The sequence below is a fragment of the Halomonas stenophila genome (genome assembly GCF_014192275.1).
Lineage (GTDB): Bacteria > Pseudomonadota > Gammaproteobacteria > Pseudomonadales > Halomonadaceae > Halomonas > Halomonas stenophila.
In genome coordinates this window covers 60,746-74,984 of record NZ_JACHXR010000002.1, presented here as the reverse complement: position 1 = coordinate 74,984, position 14,239 = coordinate 60,746, and the positions used below count along the sequence as shown (strand labels likewise).

Sequence of the window (14,239 nt, the reverse complement as noted above, 5' to 3'; positions counted from 1 at the left end):
TGCGGGCTTACTCGGGACGCCGACGGGATTCTTCCAGCAGGCTGGCGAGGCTCGCCGCCTTGGGCTTCACCAGCCAGAAATGGCGGACGAAGTCGCTGAAGTCCTCGAGGATGTCGCGGCCGCGCTGCGAGCCGGTCTCCGCGACGAACTCCTCGATCACCTCCCTCAGGTGTCGCCGATGGGCCTCCATGGCCTCGGTGTTGATGCGGTGGATCTCCACCAGTTCATGGTTGTACTTGTCGACGAAGGTGCGGTCCTCGTCGAGCACATAGGCGAAGCCGCCGGTCATGCCCGCGCCGAAGTTGACGCCGGTCTCGCCGAGCACCGTGATCAGGCCGCCGGTCATGTACTCGCAGCAGTGGTCACCGGCGCCCTCGATCACCGCATGGGCGCCGGAGTTGCGCACCCCGAAGCGCTCGCCGGCGGTCCCCGCGGCGAACAGCTTGCCGCCGGTGGCGCCGTACAGGCAGGTATTGCCGACGATCGCCGTCTTGTGGCTCTCGAAGCGGCTCTCGCGGGGCGGCACGATCACCACCTTGCCGCCGTTCATGCCCTTGCCGACGTAGTCGTTGGCATCGCCCTCGAGATAGAGCTGCAGGCCACGGGCATTCCACACCCCGAAGCTCTGGCCGGCCACGCCGCGGAAGCGGGCGGTGATCGGCGCCTCCTCGAGGCCGGCCTCGCCGTAGCGCTTGGCGATCACCCCGGAGGCCAGGGCGCCGACGGAGCGGTCGCAGTTGGTGATGGCGAACGCGAACTCGCCGCCCGACCTGTCCTCGATGGCCGCCTTGAGCGCCTCCAGCACCTCCTGGTTCTTGGCCCCCGGGTCGTGGGGCACGTTGCGGCTGACGCGGCAGAACTGCGGCGCCTCGGCCGGCACGAAGTCGTTGGTCATCAGCGCCGACAGGTCGAGCCTGCGCTGGGAGGGCGTCACCCCCTCGATCGCCTCGAGCAGGTCGGTGCGCCCGATCAGGTCGGTGAGCTGGCGCACGCCCAGCATGGCCATCAGCTCGCGCACCTCCTCGGCGATGAAGCGGAAGTAGTGCTTGACCATGTCGACGGTGCCGCGGAAATGCTCGTCGCGCAGGTACTGGTGCTGGGTGGCCACGCCGGTGGCGCAGTTGTTGAGGTGGCAGATCCGCAGGTACTTGCAGCCCAGCGCGACCATCGGGGCGGTGCCGAAGCCGAAGCTCTCGGCGCCGAGGATCGCCGCCTTGATCACGTCGAGGCCGGTCTTCAGGCCGCCGTCGGTCTGCAGGCGAATCTTGTCGCGCAGGCCGTTGATGCGCAGCGCCTGGTGGACCTCGGGCAGGCCCAGTTCCCAGGGGCTGCCGGCATGCTTGATCGAGGTCAACGGGCTGGCCGCGGTGCCGCCGTCATAGCCCGAGACGGTGATCAGGTCGGCGTAGGCCTTGGCCACGCCGGTGGCGATGGTGCCGATGCCGGGCTCGGAGACCAGCTTCACCGAGACCTGGGCGTCCGGATTGACCTGCTTGAGGTCGAAGATCAACTGGGCCAGGTCCTCGATGGAGTAGATGTCATGGTGCGGCGGCGGCGAGATCAGGGTCACGCCGGGCACCGAGTAGCGCAGCCGGGCGATCAGGTCATTGACCTTGCCGCCGGGCAACTGGCCGCCCTCGCCGGGCTTGGCGCCCTGGGCCACCTTGATCTGCAGCACCTCGGCATTGGCCAGGTAGGCCGGGGTGACGCCGAAGCGACCGGAGGCGATCTGCTTGATCTTGGAGCTGCGGATGGTGCCGTAGCGGGACGGGTCCTCGCCGCCCTCGCCGGAGTTCGAGCGCCCGCCGGCCTCGTTCATGGCCTGGGCCAGGGCCTCGTGGGCCTCCGGCGACAGCGCGCCGAGCGACATCCCGGCGCTGTCGAAGCGCGGCAGCAGGTCCTCGACCGGCTCGATCTCGTCCATCGGCAACGGCGTCTCGGCCGGCTTGAGCCTGAGCAGGTCGCGGATGGTGGCCGGGTCGCGGTCGTTGACCAGCGCCGCGAATTTCTTCCACTTGGCGTAGTCGCCCTCCTGCACGGCCTCCTGCAGCGCCTTGACCACGTCCGGGTTGTAGGCGTGGTACTCGTGGCCGTGCACGTACTTCATCAGGCCACCATGGGAGATGCTCTTGCGCGGCTTCCAGGCATCCTTGGCCAGCAGCTCCTGCTGCAGCTGCAGCTCGGCGAACCCGGTGCCCTCGATGCGCGAGGCCATGCCGGTGAAGCACAGCTCCATGACCTCGGAGGCCAGCCCCACGGCCTCGAACAGCTGCGAACCGCGGTAGGAGGCGAGCGTCGAGATCCCCATCTTGGAGAGGATCTTGAACAGCCCCTTCTGCAGCCCCTTGCGGTAGTTCTCCCGGGCATCGGCCGGATTGCCGACCAGTTCGCCGGTACGGTGCATGTCGGCCATGACCTGGTAGGCCAGCCAGGGATAGACGGCGGTGGCGCCCACGCCGAACAGTACCGCCATCTGGTGGGCATCGCGGGCATAGCCGGTCTCCACCACGATGTTGACCCGCGGGCGCAGGGCCAGGCGCCCCAGGTGATGGTGCACGGCCCCGACGGCCAGGGCGGCGTGGATCGGCAACTGTCCCTTCTGAAGCTCGGCATCGGAGAGCACCAGGATCACCTTGCCGTCGCGGGCGGCCTGCTCGGCCTCGCGACACAGCGCCTGGAGGGCGCCCTTGAGGCCGACCGATTCGGGGTCATAGCCCAGCGACAGGGCGTGGCTGGCGAAGGCCGGGTCCTCGTGGGTGACCAGGGCGGTAAACTTGCGCGGCGACAGCACCGGCGTGGTCAGGATGATGCGATGGGCATGCTCCGGGGTCGCCTCGAAGACATTGCGCTCGGCGCCGATACAGGCCTCCAGCGACATCACGATCGCTTCGCGCAGCGGATCGATCGCCGGGTTGGTGACCTGGGCAAACTTCTGGCGGAAGTAGTCGGTCAGCAGCCGATGCTTTCCGGAGAGCACCGCCATGGGCGTGTCGTCGCCCATGGAGCCCACCGCCTCCTGGCCGCTCTCGGCCAGCGGCCGCAGCACCTGGTCGCGCTCCTCGAAGCTGACCTGGAACATCTTCTGCCGCACGGCCAGCGTCTCGGCATCCATGTTCTGGAAACGGGCCAGTTCGGTGAGCGCCGACTCGAGGTAGTTGGCTTCCTGCTTGAGCCAGCGCTTGTAGGGGTAGGCGGACTTGAGCCGCTCGTCGATGTCCTCGGTATGCAGCACCTCGCCGGTCTCGGTGTCCACGGCCAGGATCTGGCCGGGGCCGACCCGCCCCTTGGCGACCACGTCCTCGGGCTGGTAGTCGTAGGTGCCGATCTCGGAGGCCAGGGTGATGTAGCCGTTCCTGGTGATCACCCAGCGCGCCGGGCGCAGGCCGTTGCGGTCGAGCATGCACAGCGCCTGACGGCCGTCGGTCATGACCACCCCGGCCGGGCCGTCCCAGGGCTCCACATGCATGGAGTTGTACTCGTAGAAGGCCCGCAGGTCGCCGTCCATGATCTCGACGTTCTGCCAGGCCGGCGGCACCATCATGCGCACCGCACGATGCAGGTCCATGCCGCCGGTGAGCAGGACTTCCAGCATGTTGTCCATGCTCGAGGAATCGGAGCCGGTGGTGTTGACGATCTCGTCGAGCTCGGCGATGTCGGGCAGCCGTTCGTTGACGAAGTTCTCCTTGCGGGAGTTCGCCCAACCCCGGTTGGCCTGGATGGTGTTGATCTCGCCGTTATGGGCCAGCAGGCGGAACGGCTGGGCCAGCGGCCAGCGCGGCGCGGTATTGGTGGAGAAGCGCTGGTGGAAGACGCAGATCGCGGTCTCCAGACGCGCATCGCCCAGGTCCTGGTAGAAGGCCGGCAGGTCCACCGGCATCACCAGCCCCTTGTAGGAGACGACCTCGGTCGACAGCGAGCAGACGTAGAAGTCCTCGTCGTCGCGCAGGGCCTGTTCGGCCCGGCGGCGCGCCATGAACAGGTCGACATCGAAGGTGTCAACGGTCGCCTCGCCGGGCTCGACGAACAGCTGGCGGATACGCGGCAGGCAGTCCAGCGCCATGGGACCGCAGACGCTCGGGTCCACCGGCACCTCGCGCCAGCCCAGCACCGTCAGGCCACGGGCCTCGAGCTGCTGCTCGAGGACCTCGCGCCCCCGGGCTTCCCGGGCATCGTCGTCGGGCAGGAAGATGGTGCCCACGGCGAAGCGCTCACCGAGCTCGACCCCGAGGGATTCCTTGGCGATCTCGCGCATGAAGCCGTCGGGCATCTTCAGCAGCAGGCCGCAGCCGTCGCCCGTCTTGCCGTCGGCGGCGATACCGCCGCGGTGGGTCATGCAGGTCAGCGATTCGATGGCGGTCTGCAGCAGATCGTGACTGGCCTGCCCCTCCATGTGGGCGATCAGGCCGAACCCGCAGTTGTCACGAAACTCGCCGGGTTGATGAAGACCTCTGTTCATGGGCGTGCCTCAGGTGATAAGGGTGTTTTTATGCAGTTTCTTGTGATATCTTATAATATTTTTCTTTTTCCACGATGCCGATTTCGAGGCATCAAGACTGCATGGCAAAAGGTTGAACAGCATAGCCAGCCAGGCCCCCACCACGCAACGCCTCCCGCCTTCCCTGCGCCCCAAAACCGTCGACAAATCCGTGACTTGCGATCGACAAAAAGAAAAAAACCCCGGCAACTCAACGAGTTGCACAACCTCAAAACGGGCGTTTCATGCCCGAGCGTCACGCACTAGACTTTAGTCTAATTCGCTGCAGGTTCCCCATACCGATACTGCATAAGGCATGCGAATTGATTAAACCCAACCCGCGCATCGGCCGTGCCGGAACCCGGAAACGACGACGCCCGCCGGGACTGGCGGGCGTCGATGCGGGGCGGGCCATGGCTCAGCGGCGTGGAAAGGCCTCGAGCAGGGCGACCAGGCGCTCGGGAGGGGTCCGGTCGTGGACACAGGCCTCGCCCAGGCGCTCGAGCAGGATCAGCCGCAGCCGGTCATCGAGATTCTTCTTGTCGAGGCGCATGATCGCCAGGAAGTCCTCCGGGGTCATGTCGACGGGGGCCGCCAGGGGCAGGTCCGCCGCCGCGAGGATCGCCCGGATCCGCGCCACGTCCGCCGCCTCGAGCCATCCCAGCCGCTGCGAGAGCTCGGCGGCCATCAGCATGCCGGTGCCGACGGCCTCGCCATGCAGCCAGCGCCCATAGCCCTGGTGCGTCTCGATGGCGTGGCCGAAGGTGTGCCCCAGGTTGAGCAGCGCCCTCACCCCCTGCTCGGTCTCGTCCTCGGCGACGATCTCGGCCTTGAGGCTGCAGCTGCGCTCGATCGCCCGGGTCAAGGCCGTGGCCTCGAGCCCGCGCAGTGCCGCCATGTTGGCCTCCAGCCAGGCCAGGAAGTCGGCGTCGCGAATCAGGCCGTACTTGATCACCTCGGCGAGGCCGGCGGACAGCTCGCGCGCCGGCAGGGTCGACAGGGTGTCGGTATCGATCAGCACCGCCCGGGGCTGCCAGAAGGCCCCGATCATGTTCTTGCCGCGGGGATGATTGACGCCGGTCTTGCCGCCCACCGAGGAATCCACCTGGGACAGCAGCGTCGTGGGCACCTGCACGAAGGCCACGCCGCGCTGGTAGCAGGCGGCGGCGAAGCCGACCATGTCACCGATCACCCCGCCCCCCAGGGCCACCAGGGTGCAGCGACGATTGAAGCCGGCCTCGAGCAGGGCATCCCAGATGCGCTCGACGCTGGCCAGGGTCTTGGTGGCCTCGCCGTCCGGCAGCACCAGCTCGCGCACGTCGAGGTCGTCGCCGAGCCCCTGCCTCAAGCGCGACAGGTAGAGGGGTGCCACGGTCTCGTTGGTCACCACCATCACCTGCCGACCGGCCAAATGGGGCGTCAACCACTGGGGATCCCCCAGCAGCCCCGGGCCGATGTGGATAGGATAGCTGCGCTCGCCCAAGGCCACCCGCAGGGTGCTCAGGGCATCGTCCGGTCGTGTCATGGTCTCAGGCCTTGCACTGGAGGGGGTCGATCAACCGCTGCACGCGGCGCACGATCTCGTTGACCACGGCCCGGGGGCCGCGGCGGTCGGTTCTCACGATGATGTCGGCCGTGGCCCGGTACAGCGGGTCCCGCTTGACGAACATCTCGCGCAGCACCTGCTCGCGGTCGTCACGCTGCAGCAGCGGACGGTTTCGATCCTTGGCGGTCCGCCGCAGCTGCTGCTCCACGGTGGTATAGAGATAGACGACGGTGCCGCAGTCGCGCAGCACACGCCGATTCTCCTCGCGCAACACGGCGCCGCCGCCGGTGGCGATGACCACCTTGTCGAGCCTGGCCAGCTCGCGGATCATCTGGGTCTCGCGATCGCGGAAGCCCGCCTCGCCCTCGACATCGAAGATCCACGGGATGTCGGCGCCGCAGCGGGCCTGGATCTCGTGGTCGCTGTCGAGGAACTCACGCGACAGCTCGGCCGCCAAGAGGCGGCCGATGGTGCTCTTTCCGGCCCCCATGGGGCCGATCAGTATCAGGTTGGGTAGTGCCGGCATCAGCGAATCGCCAGGTTGTCATCCAGTATTCGGGGCGTGATGAATACCAGCAACTCTACCTTATCGCTGGTGTCCTCGGTATAGCGGAAGAGGTTCCCGATGGCAGGCAGGTCGCCCAGGAAGGGGGTCTTGAACAGGCTGCGCACCTGTTCGGTGGTCAGGATGCCGCCCAGCACCACGGTCTGGCCGTTGTCCACCAGCACCTGGGTGGTGATCTCGTTGGTGTCGATGGAGGGCACGCCGCCGAACAGTTCGCCCACGGTGTCGTTGTTGATCACCAGGTCCATGATGATGCGGTTGTCCGGGGTGATCTGTGGCGTCACCTCCAGGGACAGCACGGCCTCCTTGAACTCGATGTTGGTGGCACCGCTGGAAGCAGCCTCCTGAAAGGGGATCTCGGTGCCCTGCTTGATCACCGCCGTGCTCTGGTTGGCGGTGATCACCCGCGGCTGGGAGATGGTCTGGCTCTTGCCCTCGCTCTCCAGCGCCCGCAGCTCCAGGTCGAGCAGTATATCGCCGGACAGGTAACCGAAGCTGAAGGCGGTGGACGGATTGACGCTGCTGCCCAGATCCACGGACAGCCCGCCATCGGGCACACGGCCCGTCGCCGCCCCGCCCAGGTCGATATCGCTGCCAGCATGGTGAATGGCGGGGGTGTCCGCAGCAGAAAGCCCCCAGTTCACCCCCAGCTCCCGGGTGGCGCTGTCCCGGGCGATGACGATCCGCGCCTCGATCTGCACCTGGCGTACCGCCACGTCCAACTGCTCCAGGGTCTGGATGATGGCATCGATCTGCTCGGCGGTGTCCTGCACCAGCAGGGTGTTGGTGCGCACATCCACCGCGACCCGCCCCCGCTCGGTGAGCAGCCCGAAGCCGGTGTCGCTGCGCAGCAGCGCGGCCAGGTCCTCGGCCTTGGCGTACTTGACCTGGATGTACTCGGTCTCGAGCGGCGCCAGGGTCTCGAGCTGCTCCTGGGCCTCCAGCTCCTGGCGCTCGAGCTGGGCCAGCTCCGCGGCCGGCGCCACCACGATGACGTTGCCTTCCTGGCGGCTGGCCAGGCCATGGCTCTTCAGCACCAGGTCGAGGGCCTGATCCCAGGGCACATCCTCGAGATTGAGGGTGACGCGGCCGGTGACACTGTCGCTGGCCACCAGGTTGAGGCCGGTGAAGTCGGCGATGATCGCCAGCACCGAGCGCACCTCGATGTCCTGGAAGTTGAGGGTGATGCGCTCGCCGGTGTAGGGGAACTGCTCGCGCACCTGCTGCTCGCGCTCCGCCGGGGTGACCGGCTGGGCCGAGATGGTCAGCTGACGCCCGGTCTGGGTGGAGAGCATGGCGAAGTCGCCGCTGCCCTCGATCTCCAGGGTCACGCCGTCGCTGCCGACCCGGGGGGTGATCCGCCGGAGGGGTGTGCCGAAGTCACTGACGTCATAGACCTGGTTCAGGGAGGCCGGCAGGCTCACGCCCGCCAGGCGGGCCACGATATTGGAGCGGCCGCTCTCGCGGACCCGGGCATCCACGCCGGCCCGGTCGAAGGTGACCACCAGGCGTCCGGCGCCCTCGTCGCCGCGTCGGAAATCGATGTCCTGGATGCTCGGCCCGGCCGCATCGCGAGCGGGCGCGGACGCCGTGGAGGAAGGGCTCGTCGGGGCCGCCGCGGCGACCCCGCCGCCGATGGACAGCCGCAGGCGATTGCCGAGCTGGGTGGTGTCGTAGGGCAGCGGCCCGGCGAGATCGAAGACCAGCCGGGTCCGAGAGCCGGCCTCCAGGGCGGTGACCCGTTCGACGCCGCCGATCCCCAGCTCCTGGCGACGACGCTCCAGGCCGCTGGACGTCTCCATCAGGTCGATGGTCAGGCGAGGGGGATCGTCGAGGCGGTAGCCGCGCACCTCGGGCACCGGCCCGCTGAAGTCGAGATCCACCTCGAGGGCCCCGCCGGCCCCCTGACGAAAATCCAGGTTGGTGAGCGTGGATGCGGCCATGGCGGCGGTGGATATCGCCAGCATGGCCAGCGCCGCGAGCGCGCGTGTCATCGGTTTCATGGTTCCCCTCTCCCCTGCTGCGTACCGCTCATCCGTCCCTGTCGGGGCGGCGCGTTATTATCCAGGCCTCATCTAGCCATCCAGCGTCAGCAGCGTGCTGCGCTCGATCCACCCACCCCGGCCGGTGGGCACGATCTCCACCAGCTGCACCGAGGCCTGAGTGATCCCCACGATGCGCCCGAAATCCGAACCCATGTGATCCCCGACCCGCAGACGATGCACGTTGCCGTTCGGTGCCCGGACCAGGGCGGAGGGCTGCCCGCCCACCATCAGCGTTCCCACCAGGGCCAGATCGTCGAGGCTGTAGGCCTCGAGGGGGTCCCGGGGACGCGAGGTGTCCGGCGCCAGGTCGACATCCGCGACCGGCAGCTCGCGACTCTCGGGCAGGCGTGCCTGGAAGGGGCTGCGGGCGTCGGCGAAGCGATAGTCCACCGAACGATAGACCGGCATCGGCGGCAGCGGCTCGAGGGTCAGCGCCCCCGGGTCGCCGCGCAACTCGGCGAGCTCTCGCTCGAGCCCGGTGAGATCGGGATCACTACAGGCACTCAGGACGACCGCCAGGGGCAGCACGCCCCCCATGCGCAACCAGTTCCTCATTGCGGCCCCTCCTCCTCGGGCGACGCCTCCGGCGGCTGATAGCTATAGGTCCGGGCCAGCATCGACAGCTCCAGCCGGTTGTTGTCCGTCGGCTCGAGCTGGAAGTCGTGCTGCGTGACGATGCGTGGCAGATCCGCGACACCCGCGATGAAGGAGCCGATGCGGTGATAATCGCCGCGCACGCGAATGTCGAAGGGTCGCTCGACATAGAACTCCTGGCTCACCGGGCTGCGCAGCCGAATGAAGTCGATGGTCAGCTGGTTGTCGATGGCCGTCTCACTGATGTCGTCGATCAGCGACGGGATCTCCGGCCCGCCGGGAAGCATCGCCACCAGGGTCGCCAGGCGGCCATCGAGCTCCTCGACCTGCTCGCGCAGGGCCGGCAGGTTCGCCGCCTGGGCCGCCTTGCTGCGGAAATCCCGCAGCAGCTGCTGCTCCTGCTGCCGCGCCTGCTTGAGTTCTTCGGCCTTGGGCGCCGCCAGGTACCAGTACATGCCGGCGAAGGTCAGGCCCAGCACCAGCACGCAGCAGATCAGCTGCAGCAGGAAGGGCCAGCCACCGGACTCCTTGATGTCCAGCTCGCCCCAGTCGAGATCTCGCAGGCGCCGGAATTCCGTGGACAGGTTCATTGCGCCACCTCCTTCGCCGCCGCCCCCGGCATGTGCTGGTCGACGCTCAGGTTGAAGCGCCGGCTGTCCTCGGCGGACTCCACCTCGGACAGCACCGGCACGTCGAAGACCGGTGAGGCCTCGAGCGCGCGCAGCTGGTCGGAGACCCGCCGATTGTCCTCCGCCAGGCCACTGAGCTGCAGCGAATCGCCCTGGCGGGCGAGGCTCGCGTAATGGACCCCCGATTCGAGGCTCTCGGCCAGCGCATTGAAGACATGCACGGTCTGCGGCCGCTCGGCCTGGAGCCGCTGGAAGACCTCGATGCGGCGCTTGAGGATGGCGATCTGCTGCTCGTACTCGCTGACCGCCCGGATATCGCGATCCAGCGCGACGGTCCGCTCGCGGATCAGCGCATGGCGATCCCGCTGGGCCTCCAGCTCCTGCTCGTAGTGCCAGGTCATGCCGTAACCGGCCCCCAGCCCCACCAGGCCGACCAGCAGCAGCGCCATGTAGAATCGCTTGCTGCGCGTCTGGCGCTGCTCCTCGCGCCAGGGCAGCAGGTTGATCTCGATGGTCATGAGCGCACCCTCATCGCCAGGCCGCAGGCCGTCAGCATGGCCGGGGCATCCCCGGCCAGGGTCTGGACGTCGATCCGCGGATTCACTTTCATGCGCCGGAAGGGGTTGGCGATCACCACCTCCATGCCGCTCTCCTCGGCGAGGCGATCCGCCAGGCCGGGCAGCACGCCGGTCCCCCCGGCCAGGATCATGCGGCGCACCTCGTGCTTGCGTCCGGCGGTATAGTAGAGTTGCAGCGAGCGACCGACCTGTTGCACCAGGGTATCGAGAAAGGGATCCAGGACGCTGCGCTGATAGTCTTCCGGCAGGCCGCCGCGCTTCTTGGCCAGCCCGGCCTCTTCCAGGCTCAGGCCGTAGCGGTCGCGGATCTCCTCGGTGAGGGCCCGCCCGCCGAAGACGGTGTCGCGGCTGTAGGTGATGCGCCCGTTGCGCAGCACATGGAAGGCGTTCATGTTGGCGCCGATATCCACCAGGGCGACACAGTCCTCCTGGCCGGCCGCCGGCAGCTGTGCTCCCAGCTCGGTGACGGCCCGCTCCATGGCGAAGGTCTCCACGTCCACGGCGGCCGGCGTCAGGCCGGCCTGGCGCAGCGCCTCGGTCAGCTGCCCGACGTCCTGGTTGCGACAGGCGACCAGCAGCACGTCCTGCTGGTCACCATAGCGGGAATTGAGCCCCAGGCGCTGGAAGTCGAAGGCCACCTCGCTGAACGGAAAGGGGATATGCTTGTCGGAGTCGAGCTGGATTCGCCCCTCGATCTCGTCATCGGCGAGGGAGGCGGGTAAGGTGAGGGTCTTGGTGATCGCGGCGCTGGCCGGCACCGCCGCCGACGCCCGTGTGCTGGAGGGCCGGGCATGATCCACCGCACGCTTGAGGGCATCGACCACCTCGCCCATGTCACGGATCCGCCGCTCGACGACGGCCCCTTCCCGCAGCGGACGGACGGCATAGCTCTCGACCTGATAGCCGGCCCCGACCCGCTTGAGCTCGATGAGCTTGACGGTGGCCGAGGTGATATCGACCCCGATAAGCCCTTTACCGGATGTCCCGATTCGCATCTAGATCATGCCCCCGACTGAAGCTGGCGGCGAGCCGCTCGTTATAATGCCCCACTTCTCCACTGGATGAAGGTACCAGCAGGCCAGGGCCTGTAATTCGAGGTTACATGATATTTCCAAATCTCACACGGCCCGAGTGTCGCCAAGTGTCAACGCTGGTGGTCGTCGAGCCGGATTCCTATAATGGCCGGCGCGTCCCGAGACCCGCGCCTCGTCCCGTCATCGTTCCCGTTCTCAGCATGGATACCGCCCTTTCATGACGTTCATCAGAAAACTGGCTCTCTCGGCCCTGTGGCTGCTGGCATCGCTCTCTGCCGCCACACTGCTGGCCGTGATCGGCGCCGCCCTCTATTTCGCCCCGGGATTGCCGGATGTCCGCCAGTTGCAGGACTTCGAGCTGCAGACGCCGCTGCGCATCTTCACCCAGGACGGCAAGCTGATCGGCGAGTTCGGTGAGGAGCGGCGCCTGCCGGTCGAGTTCGACGAGATTCCCGAGGAGATGGTGCAGGCCCTGCTCGCGGCCGAGGACGCCGGCTACTTCGATCACCGTGGCGTCGATCCCAAGGGCCTGGCCCGTGCCGCCGTGGAACTGGCGGCCAGCGGCGGCGACATCCAGTCGGGCGGCTCGACCATCACCATGCAGGTGGCCCGCAACTACCTGCTGACGCTGGACCGCACCTACACTCGCAAGGTCCGCGAGATCCTGCTGGCGCTGCAGATGGAACAGATCCTCAGCAAGGAGGAGATCCTCGAGCTCTACGTCAACAAGATCTTCCTGGGCCATCGCGCCTACGGCATCGCCGCCGCCGCCGAGGTCTACTACGACCGCCCGCTGGAGGAGCTGACCCTGGCCGAGCAGGCGATGATTGCCGGCCTGCCCAAGGCGCCCTCCGCCCTCAACCCGCTGGCCAACGCCGAGCGCGCCCTGATTCGCCGCAACTGGATCCTGTTCCGCATGCGCAAGCTCGGCTTCATCGACCAGCCGGCCTACGACGAGGCGGTCCAGGCCCCGATCACCGCGCGCCGTCACATCACCCAGGCCGAGGTCCAGGCCGACTACGTGGCCGAGATGGCCCGCCAGTTCGCCGTCGAGCGCTTCGACGACGCCTACACCGGCGGCTATCACATCTACACCACCCTGGACAGCGAGCTGCAGCCGCAGGCGCGCCGCGCCCTGGCCGAGGGCCTGATCGCCTACGACACCCGCCATGGCTGGCGCGGTCCGGAACAGACCGACATCCCCCGCAGTCTGGCCGAGGCTCAGGAACGCACCGACCGCGAGGGGCTCGAGGAGGAGCTCGCCGAGTCCCCCGAGGTGATGGCCACCGCACGACGCGCCGCCGAGCGCAGCCAGAGCGAGGTCGAGGGTATCGACGGCGACGTCAGCAACTGGCTGCAGGTATTGGAACGCACCCCGGTTCTCGGCCCCCTGGAGCCGGCCATCGTGGTAGAGAGCGAGGGGCGCGAGATGCGCGTGCTGGCCCCCGGCGCCGAGGTCAGGACCCTGGGCTGGGAGGGTCTGGAGTGGGCTCGCCCCTACCGCAGCGCCCGCAGCCGGGGAGCGGCACCGGACACCGCCGCCGAGATCGCCAGCCCCGGCGACCTGGTGCGTATCCTCCAGCGCGAGGACGGCAGCTGGCGCCTCTCGCAGCAACCCCAGGCCCAGGGCTCGCTGGTGGTGATGGAACCCGACACCGGCGCCATCCTGGCCCTGCAGGCCGGCTTCGACTTCGACGCCAGCAAGTTCAACCGCGCGACCCAGGCGCGTCGTCAGGCCGGCTCCATCTTCAAGCCCTTCATCTACCTGGCCGGCCTGAACAGCGGCGAGATCAACCCGGCCAGCGTGGTCAACGACGCCCCGGTGGTGATGGAGGATGGCAGCAACGAACTGTGGCGCCCCAACAACTCCAGCGGCGACTTCCTCGGCCCGACCCGACTGCGCGTCGGCCTGGCCCGGTCGCGCAACCTGGTGACCATTCGCCTGCTCCAGACCCTGGGCCTGGAGCACACCATCGGCTTCCTCGAGGACTTCGGCTTCCACCCGGAGCGCCTGCCCCACGGCCTGGCACTGGCGCTGGGCAGCACCAGCCTGACTCCCCTGGAAATGACCCGCGGCTATGCGGTGCTGGCCAACGGCGGCTTCGCCATCGAGCCCTGGCTGATCGAGCGGGTGACCCGTGGCGAGGAGCAGGCCACGGTGGAAGAGGCCGACCCCATGGTGGCCTGCCGGGAGTGCCGCGAAGGCCAGACCCGCGTGGAACGCGACGGCGAGACCTATCGGGTCGCGCCCCGGGTGGCCGAGCCGGCCGCGGTCTACCTGCTGCGCGACATGCTGCGCGACGTGGTCGAACACGGCACCGCCCGCCGCGCCCTGGCGCTGGAGCGCGCCGATATCGTCGGCAAGACCGGCACCACCAACGACCAGCGGGACGCCTGGTTCGCCGGCTTCAACACCGACCTGGCGACCACCGTCTGGGTCGGCATGGACGACAACACCTCCACCGCCGAGTACGGCTCCCAGGCCGCCCTGCCGATCTGGGTCGACTTCATGGGCCACGCGCTGGACGGCCGCCCCGAGGCGCTCCCCGAGCGCCCGGCGAACGTCGTCAGCCGGCGGGTCGATCCAGACACCGGTCGCCTGCTGCATGACGACCAGTCCGGCGGCATCGAGGAGCTGTTCCGCGCCGACCACCTCCCCGACTTCCAGCCACGACGGGTCGACCAGGCGGTGGAACAGGAAAGCGGCTCCCAGGGGACCGCCGCCTACGAGGCCATCTTCTGAACCGGCCCCGGCGGACGAGGCCAACGACGGA

General features: G+C 68.2%; 9 protein-coding genes. 1 reads left to right on the top strand and 8 read right to left on the bottom strand.

Annotation, left to right across the window (positions count from 1 at the left end):
• Positions 1-7: 7 nt before the first annotated feature.
• From gltB to pilM, 8 genes are all read right to left on the bottom strand, one after another.
• Positions 8-4,456 carry a glutamate synthase large subunit gene (gltB, locus tag FHR97_RS04430; protein ID WP_183382570.1) on the bottom strand — a complete coding sequence of 1,483 codons (4,449 nt, stop codon included), beginning with the start codon at positions 4,454-4,456 and terminating at the stop codon, positions 8-10.
• Between the two features lie 436 nt (positions 4,457-4,892).
• Positions 4,893-5,999 (bottom strand): 3-dehydroquinate synthase, encoded by a 1,107-nt coding sequence (aroB, locus tag FHR97_RS04425; protein ID WP_183382569.1) that lies wholly within the window; start codon positions 5,997-5,999, stop codon positions 4,893-4,895.
• Between the two features lie 4 nt (positions 6,000-6,003).
• Positions 6,004-6,546, bottom strand: coding sequence for a shikimate kinase AroK (aroK, locus tag FHR97_RS04420; protein WP_183382568.1), 543 nt, complete (start codon positions 6,544-6,546; stop codon positions 6,004-6,006).
• Complete coding sequence (locus FHR97_RS04415; protein ID WP_183382943.1) at positions 6,546-8,579, bottom strand: type IV pilus secretin PilQ; 2,034 nt, start codon at positions 8,577-8,579, stop codon at positions 6,546-6,548. The genes aroK and FHR97_RS04415 overlap by 1 nt, the downstream gene beginning before the upstream one ends.
• Positions 8,580-8,660: 81 nt before the next feature.
• On the bottom strand, positions 8,661-9,185 hold the full coding sequence (locus tag FHR97_RS04410) for a pilus assembly protein PilP (RefSeq protein WP_183382567.1): 525 nt from the start codon (positions 9,183-9,185) through the stop codon (positions 8,661-8,663).
• Entirely contained in the window at positions 9,182-9,814 is a 633-nt protein-coding gene (locus FHR97_RS04405) for a type IV pilus inner membrane component PilO (protein ID WP_183382566.1), read from the bottom strand. The genes FHR97_RS04410 and FHR97_RS04405 overlap by 4 nt, the downstream gene beginning before the upstream one ends.
• The gene (locus FHR97_RS04400) at positions 9,811-10,371 is read right to left on the bottom strand and encodes a PilN domain-containing protein (RefSeq protein ID WP_183382565.1); all 561 of its coding nucleotides are present in this window, start codon (positions 10,369-10,371) and stop codon (positions 9,811-9,813) included. The genes FHR97_RS04405 and FHR97_RS04400 overlap by 4 nt, the downstream gene beginning before the upstream one ends.
• A complete protein-coding gene (pilM, locus tag FHR97_RS04395; protein WP_183382564.1) occupies positions 10,368-11,426 on the bottom strand; it encodes a type IV pilus assembly protein PilM in 1,059 nt (352 codons plus the stop codon). The genes FHR97_RS04400 and pilM overlap by 4 nt, the downstream gene beginning before the upstream one ends.
• Before the next feature lie 256 nt (positions 11,427-11,682).
• On the opposite strand from pilM, the gene FHR97_RS04390 reads away from it, so the two are divergent.
• On the top strand, positions 11,683-14,208 hold the full coding sequence (locus FHR97_RS04390) for a penicillin-binding protein 1A (RefSeq protein WP_183382563.1): 2,526 nt from the start codon (positions 11,683-11,685) through the stop codon (positions 14,206-14,208).
• The last annotated feature ends 31 nt before the right edge of the window (positions 14,209-14,239 follow it).